The organism is Kribbella sp. NPDC048915 (assembly GCF_040649595.1).
Classification (GTDB): Bacteria; Actinomycetota; Actinomycetes; order Propionibacteriales; family Kribbellaceae; genus Kribbella.
This window is the reverse complement of sequence record NZ_JBEZFT010000126.1, coordinates 1-15,878: the sequence shown is the minus strand read 5'-3', so window position 1 is coordinate 15,878 and position 15,878 is coordinate 1. Positions and strand designations below refer to the sequence as shown.

At 69.4% G+C, this 15,878-nt stretch carries 16 protein-coding genes; 7 read left to right on the top strand and 9 right to left on the bottom strand.

The window, feature by feature from the left end:
• The first annotated feature begins 525 nt into the window (after positions 1-525).
• Complete coding sequence (locus AB0B82_RS34320) at positions 526-1,533, top strand: GNAT family N-acetyltransferase (RefSeq protein ID WP_360178399.1); 1,008 nt, start codon at positions 526-528, stop codon at positions 1,531-1,533.
• 1,108 nt (positions 1,534-2,641) lie between these two features.
• Here the strand turns inward: AB0B82_RS34320 and AB0B82_RS34315 are convergent.
• Positions 2,642-3,073: a MarR family winged helix-turn-helix transcriptional regulator gene (locus tag AB0B82_RS34315; RefSeq protein ID WP_360178397.1), complete on the bottom strand. Its 432-nt coding sequence runs from the start codon at positions 3,071-3,073 to the stop codon at positions 2,642-2,644.
• A gap of 28 nt (positions 3,074-3,101) precedes the next feature.
• Here AB0B82_RS34315 and AB0B82_RS34310 point away from each other — a divergent pair, with 28 nt between their 5' ends.
• Positions 3,102-3,494 carry a hypothetical protein gene (locus tag AB0B82_RS34310; RefSeq protein WP_360178394.1) on the top strand — a complete coding sequence of 131 codons (393 nt, stop codon included), beginning with the start codon at positions 3,102-3,104 and terminating at the stop codon, positions 3,492-3,494.
• A gap of 516 nt (positions 3,495-4,010) precedes the next feature.
• Here AB0B82_RS34310 and AB0B82_RS34305 read toward each other — a convergent pair.
• Positions 4,011-4,184: a hypothetical protein gene (locus AB0B82_RS34305; protein WP_360178391.1), complete on the bottom strand. Its 174-nt coding sequence runs from the start codon at positions 4,182-4,184 to the stop codon at positions 4,011-4,013.
• Between the two features lie 228 nt (positions 4,185-4,412).
• Between AB0B82_RS34305 and AB0B82_RS34300 the strand changes: the two genes are divergently transcribed.
• From AB0B82_RS34300 to AB0B82_RS34285, 4 genes are read left to right on the top strand one after another with little or no spacing between them, the layout of a single operon-like run.
• Positions 4,413-5,708, top strand: coding sequence for an XRE family transcriptional regulator (locus AB0B82_RS34300; RefSeq protein ID WP_360178389.1), 1,296 nt, complete (start codon positions 4,413-4,415; stop codon positions 5,706-5,708).
• Positions 5,709-5,712: 4 nt separating this feature from the next.
• Positions 5,713-6,246, top strand: a complete 534-nt coding sequence (locus AB0B82_RS34295) for a GNAT family protein (protein ID WP_360178386.1) — start codon at positions 5,713-5,715, stop codon at positions 6,244-6,246.
• Positions 6,247-6,285: 39 nt separating this feature from the next.
• Positions 6,286-7,194 (top strand): oxygenase MpaB family protein, encoded by a 909-nt coding sequence (locus tag AB0B82_RS34290; protein WP_360178382.1) that lies wholly within the window; start codon positions 6,286-6,288, stop codon positions 7,192-7,194.
• Positions 7,195-7,214: 20 nt separating this feature from the next.
• Positions 7,215-8,414 carry an ROK family transcriptional regulator gene (locus AB0B82_RS34285; protein ID WP_360178379.1) on the top strand — a complete coding sequence of 400 codons (1,200 nt, stop codon included), beginning with the start codon at positions 7,215-7,217 and terminating at the stop codon, positions 8,412-8,414.
• Positions 8,415-8,462: 48 nt separating this feature from the next.
• Here AB0B82_RS34285 and AB0B82_RS34280 read toward each other — a convergent pair whose 3' ends face one another.
• The 7 genes from AB0B82_RS34280 to AB0B82_RS34250 all read right to left on the bottom strand — a co-directional run bounded on the left by AB0B82_RS34280 (position 8,463) and on the right by AB0B82_RS34250 (position 14,896).
• Positions 8,463-9,059 (bottom strand): ParA family protein, encoded by a 597-nt coding sequence (locus tag AB0B82_RS34280; protein WP_360178376.1) that lies wholly within the window; start codon positions 9,057-9,059, stop codon positions 8,463-8,465.
• A gap of 106 nt (positions 9,060-9,165) precedes the next feature.
• Positions 9,166-9,309, bottom strand: a complete 144-nt coding sequence (locus AB0B82_RS34275; protein WP_360178373.1) for a hypothetical protein — start codon at positions 9,307-9,309, stop codon at positions 9,166-9,168.
• A gap of 149 nt (positions 9,310-9,458) precedes the next feature.
• Positions 9,459-10,415: an ABC transporter substrate-binding protein gene (locus AB0B82_RS34270; protein ID WP_360178370.1), complete on the bottom strand. Its 957-nt coding sequence runs from the start codon at positions 10,413-10,415 to the stop codon at positions 9,459-9,461.
• Positions 10,412-12,376, bottom strand: a complete 1,965-nt coding sequence (locus AB0B82_RS34265) for an ABC transporter permease subunit (RefSeq protein ID WP_360178367.1) — start codon at positions 12,374-12,376, stop codon at positions 10,412-10,414. The genes AB0B82_RS34270 and AB0B82_RS34265 overlap by 4 nt, the downstream gene beginning before the upstream one ends.
• Positions 12,376-13,446, bottom strand: coding sequence for a glycine betaine/L-proline ABC transporter ATP-binding protein (locus tag AB0B82_RS34260; RefSeq protein ID WP_360178364.1), 1,071 nt, complete (start codon positions 13,444-13,446; stop codon positions 12,376-12,378). The genes AB0B82_RS34265 and AB0B82_RS34260 overlap by 1 nt, the downstream gene beginning before the upstream one ends.
• Positions 13,447-13,528: 82 nt before the next feature.
• Complete coding sequence (locus tag AB0B82_RS34255; RefSeq protein WP_360178361.1) at positions 13,529-13,993, bottom strand: group II truncated hemoglobin; 465 nt, start codon at positions 13,991-13,993, stop codon at positions 13,529-13,531.
• 12 nt (positions 13,994-14,005) lie between these two features.
• Positions 14,006-14,896 (bottom strand): aminoglycoside phosphotransferase family protein, encoded by an 891-nt coding sequence (locus AB0B82_RS34250; protein ID WP_360178358.1) that lies wholly within the window; start codon positions 14,894-14,896, stop codon positions 14,006-14,008.
• A gap of 46 nt (positions 14,897-14,942) precedes the next feature.
• On the opposite strand from AB0B82_RS34250, the gene AB0B82_RS34245 reads away from it, so the two are divergent.
• Positions 14,943-15,650, top strand: coding sequence for a hypothetical protein (locus AB0B82_RS34245; protein WP_360178355.1), 708 nt, complete (start codon positions 14,943-14,945; stop codon positions 15,648-15,650).
• The last annotated feature ends 228 nt before the right edge of the window (positions 15,651-15,878 follow it).

Below are 15,878 nucleotides of genomic sequence, written 5' to 3'. Positions count from 1 at the left end.
ATCAACGACCACTGCACATCCGACAACAACCGAAACCTCGACACGACACCAAGGCTCTCAACGAACAGCCCCAATGTTTGTCAGACACGCTCTAGATGATTGATGCGCGGCCCGAAGGTGTGCACGCTCGACAGTTAATGTGGTGCAGGGCGGGTGTGTTCGGCGCCTGGTTCACGCTCAGCTGTGACCCCTGTCACGGGACACGTCCTGTCGACCTGACACACGCCACACGCCACCCACGCCACACCCCCGAGCGTCCCCGGCTCCATCACCACGACCACCGAATCCAGACCAGGCCGTGCATCAATCATCTAGTGTCCTGAGTCGGAGGTCCGGCGAGAGATTTCGGTGGTCAGGTGCGTGCATCGGGGTGCTTGATGAGTGGTCAGGTGCGTGCATCGGGGTGCTTGATGAGTGGCCTCGATGCGGAGCATCGTGGGCGCTGGCCAGGAGCCGCGAGATGCGTGCCTGGGCGCCGAAAGCGCCGTCGAACCTCCGTCGCGACACTAGCGTTAGGTTGGTCGTATGCGGCCGGTTGACTGTGTTGCGGCATTGATTCAGGACGAGCAGCATCGCGTCTACCTGCAGCGGCGTACGGCGGACCGCCGGCTGCTGCCGGGGATCTGGGATCTCGTCGGCGGACACCTCGAACCCGGCGAGACGCCCGAGGAGGCGCTCGCCCGGGAGGTCGAGGAGGAGACCGGCTGGAAGGTCCGCGACCTCGTCTGGACCGTCGCGGACTGGGAGTGGGAGTGGCAGGGCCGCGTCCGGCGGGAGATCGACTACGTCGTCACCGTCGACGGAGACCTCGGCCGCCCGCGGCTCGAAGCCGGCAAACACGACGCGTCGGCGTGGTGCGGACCCGACGACCTCGACCTGTTGATGGTGAACCGCACCGACGGCGACCGGCGACTGCGTAACCTGGTCGCGCAGGTGGTGCGGACGCGGTTCACCGAGCGCCTCCAGCTCGAGCCGCTCACCGGTCCGAACGGCGTCGTACCCGGACATGCGGCGGACCTGCAGCGGACCTTCTCGGATCCGTGGGTGGCGCAGTGGTACGACCAGACGCTGTCCGCGGAGCAGGCGGCTGAGCAGGTTGCTCAGCACAACGAGAATTGGGAACGCGACGGCGCCGGCAAGTGGATCGCGTACGACCGGCGTACCGGCGAACTGGCCGGCCGCGGCGGCCTGTCACGCCTCCCCGCCGACTCGTCGATCGCGGCCTCTCTCGCGGCCCTCGCCGGTCCCGAATGGGCAGCCGACCGTCTGGAACTCGGCTGGGCGCTCCTCGAGTCGGCTCGCGGCCGCGGCCTCGCCACGGAGATCGGCCGCGCCGGCCTGGACTACGCCTTCACCACCCTCGGCGCCCAGTCGGTGGTCGCCTTCACCGAACGGTCCAACACCGCCTCCCAAGCCGTCATGCACCGCCTGGGCATGCAGCCGGTCGGCGAAATCCGAACCGAAGGCTGGTCCGCCGACGCCACCGCAGTCATCCCAGACGCCCCGTTCGCCGTTCACGTCGCCAGACCCTGAAGCGCTTTCGTGTCTTGCTGAGCGAGGTCGTCCCGCTTCGCGGCGGGATGGGTTGCGTCGCTCGGCAACGGCTCACCCATCGCCCACCAGCGGGCCAACAAGACGGGTCGTTGGCTCGCTTTCGCCGGTTTCACCCACCCCGCACCGCCTGCACCGCATACCCACCGCCCACGCCACGCCCGCGCCGCATACCCGCCCGCGCCGCATGCCCACCGCCGGCACCGCCGCACCGCCCCTGCCCACCGCCACGCCGCGTCCGGACCACTTGCCCACCGCCCGCACCGCGCCCGCCTGCACCGCCGCACCGCATGCCCATCGCCTGCACCGCTGACCATGGAAAACGCTCCTAGGAGAGTTTTCCGCACGACAGTGGAGGATTTCTTCCCGCATATGGGGAAAACCCTCCACAGATCCCCGGCTCCAACGCCCCCCACACGCCAACCGCTCTCGCGCGCGGTCAAGTCCGGTGGGCTTGAACACGTTATTGCCTGTTCAAACCCACCGCACCCTGACCACACCCACCGGACCCTGACCACACCCACCGGGCCATGTCCAAACCCAGCGGAGCTCGTCAACACCGTGCCGTGACCGTGAACACCGCGCCGTCGGGTTGAACACGTTATTACCTGTCCACACCCACCAGGCCCTGACCACCCCACCGGAGCCCGTCAACACCTGCGGAGCTCGTCAACACCGTGCCGTGACCGTGAACACCGCGCCGTGGGGTTGAACACGTTATTACCTGTCCACACCCACCGGGCCCTGACCACCCCCACCGGAGCCCGTCAACACCTGCGGTGCCCGTCAACACCGTGCCGTGACCGTGAACACCGCGCCGTCGGATTGAACACGTTATTACCTGTCCACACCCACCGGGCCCTGACCACCCCCACCGGACCCTCACCACACCCACCGCACGGTGTTCACGGTCACCGCACGGTGTTCACACTCACCGCATGGTGTTCACAACTCACCGCATGGTGTTCACACTCACCGGAACCCGGCCACACTCACCGGACCCTGGCCACACTCACCGGACCCTGGCCACACTCACCGGACCCTGGCCACACTCGCCGGATCCTGGGCACGCCGGACCAGGAGCGGACATTCAGCGGTCCAGGGCGGATCGGAACCGGGTGAGGAGTGTGGCGAAGGTTTCGCGTTCGGTGGGGGTCCAGTTGTGCATGGCTTGGGCGAAGCGGGCACGGCGGTAGGTGTGGGCGGCGTCCAGTTGGGCCTGGCCCGCTGGGGTCAGGACCAGGTTGGTGCGGCGGCCGTCGGATTGGTCGGCCTCGCGGCGGACGAGACCGGCGGTGACCGCGGCGGCGACGAGCTTGCTGGCGCGCGGCTGGTCCACGCCGAGTGCGGCCGCTATGCCGTTGACGCCGATCGGTTCCGGCGCGGCGCCCTCGATTGCGTCCAGGACGTCCTGGACCGGGTCCGGTGCGCCGGACTGGATCGCGAACGTACGGCGGGTCTGCCGCCGGCGGATCGCCACCATCGCCGCCTCGACCGCGGCTACCGGATCGGGCTTGTCCATCCTTCACTCCAGATATATGTTACTTGACATGTATATGTCAGATGACAACAAGCGTATCGGTTGGTGGCTGAAGGAGGTCGACCGCCGCCTGGAGGAATCGTTCGAGCAGGCCCTCGCCGCCGAAGGTCTCACCCGCCGCCAATGGCAGGCGTTGAACGCGGCCGCCCGAGGGGAGCAGATTGCCGTGTCGTTGGCGCCGTTCTTGCGCGGGGATGCGGAGGAGCTCGCGGCGGTGACGGGGCCGCTGGTGGAGCGCGGATGGCTCCTGGGGGAGGTGCTCACGGCGGACGGTGAGCGGGCACTGCGCGAGTTGAGCGCAACGGTGCGGGCGCTGCGGCAGCGGGTGACGGCGGGGATCTCGGGCGACGAGTACCTGACGACCGTCGGCGTGCTGCGGCGAATGGCCGCGAACCTCGGCTGACGCTGCACAGAGGCCGCACCGGGGGCCGCACCGGGGGCCGCACAGGGGGCCGCACAGGGGGCCGCAAGAGGGCCGCACAGAGGGCTGCACAGAGGGCTGCACCGCCTGGGCGGCTCCGTGGCGCGGGGGAGCCTTCAGAACGCAGGAAGGCTCCGAGTGTGACCGCCCAGGCGCGGCGGTCACACTCGGAGCCGGCCACCTCAAGGGGGAGGTTCCCGGTGAGGTGTCGGGAGCCTCCGGTGTCCTACCGCCCAGGACACTCGGCCCGGCCTGGCCCGAGGTGTCGGCCAGGAGGTGGTTGGAACGGCTGGGCGGCGGCGATACAGGGAAATCAGCCGCCAAGCCCAGCCGGGTCGGTGGGCGGTGCGGTCCGAAGCTGAGGAGTACTCCGGACCGCACCTCGGGTTTCGCCCGGAGCTGAGGAGGGCTCCGGACCTTCCAAAGGCTGACCCTGGACGTGAGGAGACCCCAGGGTGCAGCCGGCCGGGTCTGAGGAGGACCCGGACGATCAGCGTGTCAGTCGGTCGAGTCGGCCGGGCCGAGCAGGTCGTTGGTCACCTTGAGACCGGCGAAACGGCGCCGCATCGCTTGCTCGTAGCGGGCCGCCAGGGGCGCCTCCGCGACGTACTGAGCGATCACGTGCTCGCCGAACCAGACCCGGACCCTTCGCCGGTGCTGTCTCGACGTCATTTCCGCGATGGTCACAACCTCTCACCCCGTAACTCTCAGGCCTTGCAACCAGTTGGACTTACTGGTTGTCATGGCAGTAATGGTGCACGAGCCCAACGTGACCGCTCTAGGACCTGGACCGGACCTTTGCCGGACCTCTTCCGGTCCTCTCGCGGACATCTGGGGGACAGCACCTTGTCGTGAGGCACAAGTCGAGACAACGTCTGACTGACGTGAACGGGAGGAACGATGGCGGGTAGGTACGCGCCAAAAACGGTCCTGGCGCACCTGATCCAGCGCCGGAACCAGACCTACTCCGAGATCGTCGCCGAGTTCGTCGAGCTGGGTGGAACCATCACCGAGCGGCACCTGCGCCGCCTCGCATCGGGCGAGCGCGCGGGGACCACTCCTCAGACCCGGCGCACCTTGCAACGTCTGTTCGGCAAGCCGGTCGAGGAACTCCTCGCGCCGTACACGCCGGAACAGGCCGCCGAGGTCGTGCCGGCACCTGCCGCGAGTGGACGGATCACGACAGGTAATGAGATGGAGGTTCTCGACATGGCTGCCAGCCGCGCGAGGGCGTTTGCCCTCGCGGCCCAGTCCGGTCTCGGAAGCGAGGCCATGGAACAGGTGTATGCCGACGTACGCCACGCCGCCCAGGCGTACCCGCAGCGTCCACTCCCGGAGATCCTCGGCCAACTGGTCGAGACGCAGGACCTGGTGTTCGGTCTGCTCGAGAGCCGCCAGCGCCCGGAGCACCACCGGCAGCTGTACTTCCTGGCCGGCGTCACCGGCGGCCTGCTCGCGAAGGCGTCCCACGACCTCGGCAACCCGCACGCCGCGCTGACCCAGGCGCGGACCGCGTTCATGTGCGCCGACAACGCCGACCACCACGGGCTGCGCGCCTGGGTGCGCGGACTGCAGTCCCTGGTCTCCTACTGGGCCGGCAACCCGCACGACTCGGTGCGGTACGCGCAGCTCGGCGCCGGGTACGCCGAGCAGGCCAACAGCACCACCAGCGTCTGGCTGCCGGTCAGCGAGGCCCGCGCCTGGGCCGCCCTCGGCAACCCCGAGGCCACCCGGGCCGCGCTGGAGCGCGCCGAAGAGGCGTGGAACCGGGTCCACCACGACGACCTGGACGAGATGGGCGGCCTGTGCACCTTCGGCCGCAACCGCCAGCTGTACTACGCCGCCGACGCGCTCGCCCAGCTGCCCGGTGAGGTCGAGCAGGCCCAGCGGTACTCCAGCCAGGCGGTCGACGCGTACACCGACGAGAACCACCCGGAGTGGGCCTTCGGCGACGCCGCCGGCAGCCACGCCGCGATGGCGATCACCCGGATCGCGAGCGGCGAGCTGGACGGCGCCGCGGACGCGCTGGCCCCGGTGCTGACGCTGCCGACCGAGCGCCGGATCAACGGTGTGGTGCACTCGGCCCGCCGGGTCCACCAGGCGCTGCGCCAGTCCGGCCGCGCCGACGACGCCCGGGAGCTCCAGGAGGAGATCGAGATGTTCACCCGGACGCCCATCCAGGCGTTCCCCCGCTGACCGGATGGATCCGCTCACCGGTGATGTGACCGTACTGCGCGAGTTCCGGACGACCGACCTGGACGACTACCTGGCGATCGCCGGGGACGACCGGGTCACGACCTGGATGGCGTTCGACAGCTACGACCGGGCCAAGGCCGAACAGACGCTGGCCGGGATCGTCGAGCGGTCCGCCCAGCCGGATCGTCCGGACTACATGCTCGCCGTGACCCGTCCCGACGACGACCGGGTGATCGGGTTCGCCCGGATCGCCCCGAGCGGGGCCTGGGCGGCGAAGCTCGGCTATGCGATCGGTGCCGACCACTGGGGCCACGGCTACGCCACTGACGCTGCCCGCGTGCTGCTGCGGTTCGCGTTCGGTCCCCTCGAGCGGCACCGCGTCACCGCCGCGATCGGCCCGGAGAACGCGGCCTCCGTCGCGGTCGTCAAGCGCCTCGGCTTCACGTACGAGGGACAGCTGCGCCAGCACGTCTTCACCAACGGCGCCTGGCGCGACTCACTGCTCTACTCGATCCTGCGCCAGGAGTTCACCGACTGACGCAGCAGCACTCACCACAGCTGAGCAACACTGGGGTGCATGGACGTCGTCACCCGCCCGGTCCGGGACAGCCTCGCCCGGATGATCCTGACCAAAGTTGCCGGTCCGGACCCGCAGAGCGAGCGTGATCGCGTGCACGCGACGCCTGGACCGCGGTGGTTCGCCGAAGACCGGCCGATCCGGCGTCTGCACGGTGACGCCTCCATGTTCGCGGGTGGTCTGCGCGCACTGTTGCTGCAGTCGCTGCATCCACTGGCGATGGCCGCGGTGGCCGCGCACTCCGGGTACCGCGGCGACCCGTGGGGACGATTGCGGCGTACGAGCTACTTCCTCGCGATCACGACGTACGGCGCGATTCCGGATGCCGAGGAGGCGATCGCCCACGTCCGGTCCGTCCATGAGCGCGTGCGCGGCACCAGCCCGGACGGGGTGAAGTACCGGGCGTCGGACCCGCACCTGCTCAAGTGGGTGCACATCGCCGAGGTGGACAGCTTCCTCGCCGCGCACCAGCGCTACGGCGCCCACCCGCTCAACGCGGAGGAGCAGGACCAGTACGTCGAGGACGCGGCACTCGTGGCCGAGAAACTCGGAGTCATCGACCCACCGACCACGCTGGCCGAGGTACGGCGACTGCTGACGGAGTACCAGGCCGAGCTCCGCGGTACGACGGAAGCACGCCAGGCGGCCCGGTTCATCCTGATCCATCCGCCCGTACCGTGGGCCGCGCGCCCGGCGTACGGCGTACTGACTGCCGCCGCGGTCGGTCTGCTGCCGTGGTGGACCAGGCTGCCGCTGCGTCTCCCGTACCTCCCGCTGGCCGAGCAGACCGTCGTCAGAGCGGCCGGTGAGGGCCTCACCAGGACGATCCGCTGGGCGCTGGCCTCCCCAACCCTGGCGTCCCCGACTCTGGCGTCCCCAACTCTGGCGTCGACCGGCGCGGAAGGGTGACGCGCCGGTAAGTTGTCCTCGTGCCGCTGCGTCCTCATCGCCCCCTCCCGCTGGCCACGCCCGCGGGAGTCGAGGTACTGACCAGGATCTTGACCCAGGGACCCATCCCGCGGGTGGAGATCGCACGCCGGACCGGCCTGTCGCAGGCGGCCGTCACCAAGGCGGTCGCGCCACTGATCGAGGCCGGGTTCGTCACCGACCAGGCGGCGCCCGCGGACGGCGACGGTCAGCTCGGCATCGGCCGGCCGGTGAGTCCACTGACCGTGATCCCGGGCAGCGTTTCGGTGATCGGAGTGAAGGTCACGCCGACGAGCCTGATCGGCGTCACCACCGACTTCACCGCAGGCATCCTCAACGTGCGGCACGAGGAACTCGACGCCACCGACCCGCAGTCCGTGATCGACCAGCTCGCGACCCATGTGAACGCGCTGATCGCCGCGCTCAAGTCCGGTCCGGCAGCGGCCGGCCAGTTGGCGGGGATCGGCATCGCGGTGTCCGGTGACGTCGACGCGGCGCACGGCGTGGTCCGGGACTCGCCGCTGATGGGCTGGCGCAGCGTCCCGGTCGCGGAGCTGCTCGGCAAGCAGGTCCGCGTGCCGATCCTGGTGTCGAACGACGTCCGCGCGCTGACCGTGGCCGAGCACTGGTTCGGCGTCGGCGTGAACGCGGACTCGTTCGCCGTGGTGACGATCGGCTCCGGGATCGGCTGCGGGCTCTACATCAACGGCGAGGTGGTCTCCGGCGCGTACGGCGTCTCGGGCGAACTGGGCCACCTGCCGCTCGCGCCCGGCGACCTGGTGTGTACCTGCGGCCGGCGGGGCTGCGTCGAAACGGTGGCGTCGTCGGACGCGATCCTGGCGCGGACCCGGGAGACGACCGGCCGCGCGGACCTGGATCTGGCCGGGGCGGTCAAGCTGGCGCACGAGGGCGATCGGCACGCGCGCGAGGCGTTCGACCGGGCCGGTGAGGTGATCGGGGCGGCGCTGGCCGCGATGGTGAACCTGGTCGGTCCGGAGCTGGTGGTGATCGCCGGAGAGGGCGTCGCGGAGTACGACCTGTACGAGGAGCGGATGCGGCGCACGTTCGCGGCGCACGCGTTCGGAGCCGCGGGCAACTGCCGGTTGATGCTGCGGTCGCACACCTTCGACGACTGGGCGCGCGGCGCGGCCGCGACCGTGCTTCGCTCGTACGTCCGCGGCGAACCGCCGCTGCAACGCTGAGCGAAGCACCGCCGCCGGGACAGCGGGCGGAGTTCAGCTGGAGCAGGTCTATGTGCGGGCCGCGGCCAGAATCTTGCGCCAGACCTTCCGGTACGAGTCCAGGCCGTCGGCCGCGAGCGGACCGGTCGGCCCGGCGGTGATGGAGACCCGCTCAGGAATAGTGCCCCAGACCGGAATGTGCTCCTCCGCGTACTGCTGCATGGCCTCTTGATACGAGCGCGTGTACGTCCGCGCCGAGCAGATCACCAACCCGGCCGGTACGCCGTCCGGCACGAGCTCCAGCACCGCCTTGACCCGCGGCGTCTCGACGCCGCCGACGCGGGTCGGGATGATCACGATGCGGGCCCGTTCGAGGGCCTTGTTCAGCAGCCGCTCGTGGGACGGCGGCATGTCGACGAAGCCGATGCCCTCCGGCGGGACCTTGTCCAGCGCCTTGGTCAGCAGCCGCTCGGTCGGCGCCTCCGCGATCTCGATCCTGGCCAGGTGGTCGTCGTCGGACTCCGCGATCCAGTCCGCGGCGCTGCCTTGCGGATCGGCGTCGATCAGAGTGGATGTGCGACGGTTGGAAGATGCCAGCGCGGCCAAGTACACCGACGTGGTTGTCTTACCGACCCCGCCCTTCAGTGCAGCTGTCACGATGATCATGACAACGAACTTACCCGGTTTTGCCCGATCACCGGCGTGTCGTCGGCGTTGCTCGCGGACACCGTGATAGTTGCCCCCGGCCCGTGTGAACAAGCTAAAGCCCACTTCAGCCCGCCGCAACGAGTGCCGCCCGCGCGCGCGGGCGGTGGTCCGCGATCCCCGCCGTACCCGACACCGCCGTACCCGACACCGCGGCGCCGTGGCCGGCGGCGTCGGCGCGGGCGAACAGGTCAGCGAGAGCGGCGGGCACCGTGGTGTCGAGACCAGCCTCGGCAGATCCAGAGCACAGCGCGGAGCGCGGCCTCCCGGTCAGCGAAAGCCGCCGCCCCACTTGTAGTACAAACAGTTCGTACCACAAGCAGTTTGTACTACTGCTCCGGTGAGCCTTCGCTACTTTGGTCAGTTCTTGCCGAGCCAGGTGTCGACCTTGGACTGATTGTCCTTGACCCATTTCTCGGCGGCCTGGTCGGGGGTGAGTTTGTCGACGGCGATCATCCGCGCGACGGCGTTCTGGTCCTCGTTGGTCCACTGGAAGTTCTTGACCAGGTCGTACGCCGGGCTGCCGGAGTCGGCGAACTTCTTCGAGACGACCTTGTCCAGGTCGTACGGCGGGTAGTCGCAGGCGATCTTCGCGGGATCCGCGTCGCAGCCGGCCTGGTACTCGGGCAGATTGACCTTGACCAGCTTGACCTCGTTGAAGAACCACTGCGGCTCGTAGAAGTACGCGAGCAGCGGCTTCTTGTTCTTCTCGGCGTCGCGGAACGCCTGGATCAGCGCGGTCTCACTGCCGCTCTGCACGACCTTGTAGTTCAGGTTCAGGTTCTGCACCAGCGCCTCGTCGTTGGTGACGTACGACGGGTCGCCGTCGAGCAACTGCCCCTTGCCGCCGGACTCCGACGTCTTGAACAGCGCGGCGTACTTGTTGAGGTTCTTCCAGTCGGTGATGTCCGGGTACTTCTCGGCCATCCACGGCGGCACGTACCAGCCGATCACGCCCTTGACGCCGGTGGAGCCGGCCGCGACCGCGACCTTGTCGGTCTCGATGTACTTCTTCTTCAGGTCCTCGTGACCCCAGTTCTCCAGCACGGCGTCGACCTCGCCGGTGCCGAAGCCCTGCCAGGAGATCTCCTCCTTGAGGTCCTTCTTCACGACCTTGCAGCCGAGGTCCTTGGTGGCGATGTAGGCGACCACCGCCGCGTTCGCCTCGTACCCGACCCAGGGGTTGACGGCCAGGTTGAACGTCCCGCAGTCCTTGCCGGCGCTCGGTTCGGTCTGCGCGCCGACCTTCTCCCCGCCGCAGCCCGCGAGCGCGAGCGCGATCGCCGTCAGCACACCGGCGTACCGGAGCTTCTTCACCGCTTGTCTCCTCTACTGTGGAAAGCCTGGGGAAAATCCTGGGTACGGCGTGACGCCGCCTGTGTCACCCGGTCGAGCAGCACACCCAGCAGGACGATCGCCAGCCCGGCGGCCAGCCCCTTGCCGTACAGCTCGCTCTGGGCGAAGCCGGCCGCCACGTCGTACCCGAGCGCGCCCGCGCCGACCAGCCCGCCGACGACCACCATCGACAGCACGTAGATCAGGCCCTGGTTGACCGCGAGCGTGATCGCCCGCCGGGCCACCGGCAGTTGCACCTTGCTGATCACCTGCCAGGTGCTCGAGCCGACCGAGTTCGCCGCCTCCACGGTCGCCACCGGTACCGCCCTGATGCCGTCGGCAACGATCTTGGTGGTCACCGGTACGGCGAACACCACGGCCGCAGTGATCGCGGTGAACCGGCTGGTCCCGAACAGGGCCAGGAACGGCACCAGATACACGAACGGCGGCATCGTCTGCCCGGCGTCCAGCACCGGCCGGATCCAGGCGTCCACCCGCTGGTTGCGGCCCGCCCACACCCCGAGCGAGAGGCCGACGGCGACCACCACGACAGTCGCCAGCAGCGTCGACGCCAGCGTCACCATGCTGTCTTGCCAGAGGCCGGTCGCCACGAGCAGCGCGAGACACACCGCCGCAGGGGCCGCGCCACGCCAGCCTCCGAGTACGGCGGCCAGCGCCATGACGACCGCACTGACCAGCCACCACGGCGACCCCGTCAGCAGCGCCTGGAACGGGTTGAGCACGCCCTCGGTCACCACGTCGCGCACGCCGTACGTGAACCCGCCGATCGTGTCCTGCACCCAGAGCGTCACATCGGAGGCGACCTTCGCAATCCGCGGACCGATGTTCACGTCGGACGGGAACTCGGCGGCCCACACGTATGTGCGGGAGAACCAGACCGCGACCAGGACGCCGACGGCGCCCGCGCCGAGCAGGACCTTCCGGCGCACACTCGCCGTCCGCCACGGCCGGTCGCCCGCCGCGGTCGTCACCCGGTCGAGCACGATCGCGATCACCACGATCGCCAGCCCCGCGTTGAACGCGACGCCGACGTCGAGGGTCTGCAGCGCCTTCAGCACGGTCTGGCCGAGGCCGGGCGCGTCGATCAGCGCGGCCACGGTCACCATCGACAGCGCGGCCATGATCGTCTGGTTGATGCCGACGACCACGGTCGACCGCGACATCGGCAGCAGGACCTTCAGCAACGTCTGCCCGCGGGTCGAACCGAGCGAACGCGCAGCCTCGACACTCTCCGACGGCACCGAGCGGATCGCGTGCGCGGTCAGCCGGACCGCAGGCGGGGCGGCGTAGATCAGGGTGGCGATCGTTGCCGTGGCCGGACCGATCGCGAAGAACAGAGTCAGCGGCGCGAGGTACACGAACGTCGGCAGCGTCTGCATCAGGTCCAGCACCAGCGTCGCGACCCGGAACGCCCGGTTCGACAGGCCGGCCAAGATACCGAGCGGGATCGCGATCAGCAGCGACAGCAGCACCGCGGCGATGGTCAGCGCGAGCGTGTCCATACTCTCCTGCCACAACCCCTGCAGCCCGACGAACCCGAGCCCGGCCGCGGTCAGTACGGCGACCTTCCAGTTGCCGAACGCCCACGCGCAGTACGCCGCGATCGCGATCACACCGAGCCACCCGATCACTGGGACCGGGCGGTCGAACGACGGCTGCGCGATCACGTTCTGCAGCAGGACGACGAACTGGTCGACGGCGAACCGGATCGCGTCGAAGACCGCATTGCCCTGCCCGACGTCGTCACGGTGCTCGGTCAGCCACCGGTGCAGCGGGGTGGTTTCCTGACCGCCGAGGACGAGCGTGTCCACACCGCGCAGGACGAAGTACGCCGCGACCCAGACGACCAGCAGCACACCGACGACCACGCTCCGCCGGGGTCGCCGTACCTCGACCTCCGCGTCGCTCGTGACGGCGGCCATCAGGTGCGGTCGTCTTCCGGCGGCGCGACGACCGTGAGGATCTCCTCGTCACCGATGACGCCGAGCAGCGTGCCGTTGTCGACGACCTTCACCGGGCGGTCTGACTCCAGTACCAGGCGGGTCGCGTCCCGGACGAGGACGTCGGGGGCGAGCTCGGGGCCGTCGAGCGGCTCGCCGGCTCGGGGTTCGCGGACGATCCAGCGCAGCGTGAGGACGTCGGCCCGCGGTACGTCGCGGACGAACGAGCGGACGTAGTCGTCGGCCGGCGCCCCGACCAACTCGTCGCCGGTGCCGAGCTGGACCGCGGCGCCGTCACGCATCAGCAGGATCCGGTCACCGACCTTCAGCGCCTCGGACAGGTCGTGGGTGATGAACACCATCGTCTTGCCGACCTCGCGGTGCAGCCGAACCACCTCGGTCTGCATCTCGCGGCGGATCATCGGGTCGAGCGCGGAGAACGGCTCGTCGAACAGCAGCACGTCGGGGTCGTTCGCGAGCGCCCTGGCCAGACCGACGCGCTGTTGCATGCCGCCGGACAACTGCTCGGGGTAGAGCTGCTCGTTGCCGGCCAGCCCGACCAGGTCGATGACCTCCTGGGCGCGGCGGCGGCGATCCGGTTTGCTCTCGCCGCGGATCTCCAGGCCGTACGACACGTTGTCGATCACCTTGCGGTGCGGCAGCAGGCCGAAGTGCTGGAAAACCATCGAGAACTTGCTCCGGCGCAACGCCCGCAGCCGCTTCTCGTCCGCCGCCCGCAGGTCCTCCCCCTCGAACACCAGCCGCCCGGCCGTCGGCTCGATCAGGCGAGTCAGGCAGCGGACCAGCGTGGACTTGCCCGATCCGGACAGGCCCATCACGACGAACACCTCACCAGGCGCGACGTCGAAGCTCAGGTCGCGGACGGCCGCCGTACAGCCGGTCCGCGCGTACAGCTCCGCACGGTCGAGCGCGGCGAGGTCCGGGCGGCGGGGGACCCGCTGGGGCTTCGGACCGAAGACTTTCCACAGGTCCTGTACGGACAGGAGCGCATCGGAATCCTGTACGTCGGGGTACTCGAGCTGAGCGGTCACAGGTAGGTCCTCGCATCCCAGCCGGCAGACACAACGTGAACGGGGACTCTACCCAACCACGAGGCCCCCGACGCCTTGCAGGTCAGCTACCTGGCTGGTACGGCGGGGCCTCGCCCCAGCCCCAGTGCGGGACAGGGGCGTCCGGCGGCGGCGTGGCGCCCGGCTGCGAGTTCGCGAGGGCGATCCGCGTGCCCCACTCGACGTACGCGACGAAGGCGGAGCGGAACTCGGGATCGTCGGGTAACCCGGCCGGGTCCGCGCTGGCCGCGATCAACGCCGCCCAGTGGGAGCGCTGCTCCTCGGTCAGGCGGAGGTTGAGGTGGTGCGACAGCATCGCCGGGTAGCCGCCGAGCTCGTCGGTGTACCGGCTGTGCCCGCGGAAGACCTCGCCGAGCCAGATCGCGACGTGCTCGCGGTGGTTCTCGCTCATGTGCGCGAAGACCGGGGCGAGGATCGGGTCCTGGAGCACCCGGTCGTAGAACACCTCGGTCAACCGGCGGAGCGCCTCATGGCCGCCGGCCCATTCGTACAGCGTCGGAGTGGTCATGTAATTATGTAATCACAGGTCGAGGGCCGTGGACACCACGGCGAGTTTGTCCTCGATCCGGGTGGCGCCGTCCGCGGTGAACCAGAGAACGTTCTGAAGGATGCGACCCGCGGTCCAGGACAGGCCGCGATCCCGGTCGATGCCGGTGACCTCGAGCATCAGGGCGAAGCGGTCGCGGATCGCCTGATGGACGTCACCGGTGGCGACGAGGTCGTCCCAGCGGTTCCACAGCACCGGGAAGAGGTCGAACGCAGGGTCGCCGGCCAGCGGCTTCGGGTCGATCACCAGCCACGGGTTCCGGTCCGCGGCGAGGACGTTGAGATAGTGCAGATCCCAGTGCAGGAGGCGATCACCTGCATCTGGCTGTACCTCACGGACCTGCGCGACGAGGCGCCGTACGAGTCGCTGCTCGGTTTCGTCGTTCAGCCGTGGGATCAGGCGGGGGGCGTCCTCGATCATGGCGGCCGCGATGTCGGACAGGCGCCGTACGCCGGGCGGCGCGGTGACCGCGGTGAGACGGGTGAGCAACTCGGCGAGGATCCGGGTCGCCTCGACGTGATCGGGATGGTCAGCGAGCGAGCGAGCCCCGAGCCGCTCGAGCAGGAGCGTTGACGTCTGCGGATCGTCCTCGAGGACGCTCACCACGTCGTCGCGATCCCAGGTCCGCAGCGCGAGCGCTTCGCTCTCCGACTCGTCGTTGACGGTCTGCAGTTTGAGCATCGCCTTGGTCCCGTCCCGCCGTACAACGGGCAGGATCAGTGAGGCCTCACCACTCAACGGGTCGCCGTCGACGGTCAATTGCCACGCGGCGACGTACCGCTCGGCCATGCCCGGCAGCTCGTTCAGCCACTCGGGCGCCGTCGCGCTGTGGTTGCGGACGAGCTTCGCCGGGATCTCGATCACGCTGGGCACAGTAGGCGGTCGGCGGCGAATGTGCTTGGGTTTTCCCGTGGAGAGCAGGCATCGGCGCGTGCAGCGCATCGTGGCGGCGACGTACCTGGGCATTCCGTTGGGGTTGCTGGCGGTCGTCGCGTTGATCGCGTCGACAGGTTCGGCGGCCGCGTGGATCGGATGTGTTGTGCCGGTGGCGATGCTGGTCGTCGGGTTCGTGTTGCGCCGACGGCACCGATACACGCCGCGGTGGTGGCTCGCGGTTGCCGGGCTCTTCGGCGGGCTGGCCGGGTTGACGGTGACGTTGTTCCCGCTGGCAGTCGGGGTGTGGTGGCCGGCGATTCTCGCGTTGCCCGCGTTGATCCTCGGGATCGTCGGTGGGTTGATGCTGGCGAGGGCGGCGGATCGCGCGTTGCTGGTCCCGTTCGACCCGGAGCTCGCGAGTACGCCGTACGAGCTGGTGTTCCGGTTGCGCGGCGTCCCGCTGGCCGCGGTCCTGGTCGGCGCGGACACGGTCACCCTGCAGTCGCATCCGGTGCCGCGGTCCGAGCAGCAGGTGCGGCGTTATCCGTTGAGCGCGATCACATTGACGCACGAGTTCGACCTGTCGGGCGCCGAACGGCTCCGCTTTCCGATCGCCGTCACCCACGCCGTCGCCACCGAGGGTCCGGCCGTCATCCTCCAGGCCAACGGCGACGACTGGGTCCTCCCCACCAACCAGGCCACCACCCTCATCGACGTACTCGCCCAACGCCGCACCCCCTGACCCCAGCCGACTCACCCCAGGCCCCGCGCACCTGGGCACGGCGTAGTGACGGCACGGCGTAGTGACGAGCCGTGGCGTGCCGTTGCGTGCCGTGGCGCGGTGTGCCGTGGCGCGGTGTGGTCGTAGGGGTTTGCGGGTTTCCGCCGCGCGGTGGGTTCACCCACGGTGTTGTGGGTTCCGCACCCTTCACACGGGTCAGGAACCCACAACACAATGGGTGAACCCACC

Coding starts and splice junctions, on each gene's coding strand:
- AB0B82_RS34320 (WP_360178399.1), top strand. CDS start 526: ATGCGGCCGGTTGACTGTGTTGCGGCATTGATTCAGGACGAGCAGCAT.
- AB0B82_RS34315 (WP_360178397.1), bottom strand. CDS start 3,073: ATGGACAAGCCCGATCCGGTAGCCGCGGTCGAGGCGGCGATGGTGGCG.
- AB0B82_RS34310 (WP_360178394.1), top strand. CDS start 3,102: ATGTATATGTCAGATGACAACAAGCGTATCGGTTGGTGGCTGAAGGAG.
- AB0B82_RS34305 (WP_360178391.1), bottom strand. CDS start 4,184: ATGACGTCGAGACAGCACCGGCGAAGGGTCCGGGTCTGGTTCGGCGAG.
- AB0B82_RS34300 (WP_360178389.1), top strand. CDS start 4,413: ATGGCGGGTAGGTACGCGCCAAAAACGGTCCTGGCGCACCTGATCCAG.
- AB0B82_RS34295 (WP_360178386.1), top strand. CDS start 5,713: ATGGATCCGCTCACCGGTGATGTGACCGTACTGCGCGAGTTCCGGACG.
- AB0B82_RS34290 (WP_360178382.1), top strand. CDS start 6,286: ATGGACGTCGTCACCCGCCCGGTCCGGGACAGCCTCGCCCGGATGATC.
- AB0B82_RS34280 (WP_360178376.1), bottom strand. CDS start 9,059: ATGATCATCGTGACAGCTGCACTGAAGGGCGGGGTCGGTAAGACAACC.
- AB0B82_RS34265 (WP_360178367.1), bottom strand. CDS start 12,376: ATGGCCGCCGTCACGAGCGACGCGGAGGTCGAGGTACGGCGACCCCGG.
- AB0B82_RS34255 (WP_360178361.1), bottom strand. CDS start 13,993: ATGACCACTCCGACGCTGTACGAATGGGCCGGCGGCCATGAGGCGCTC.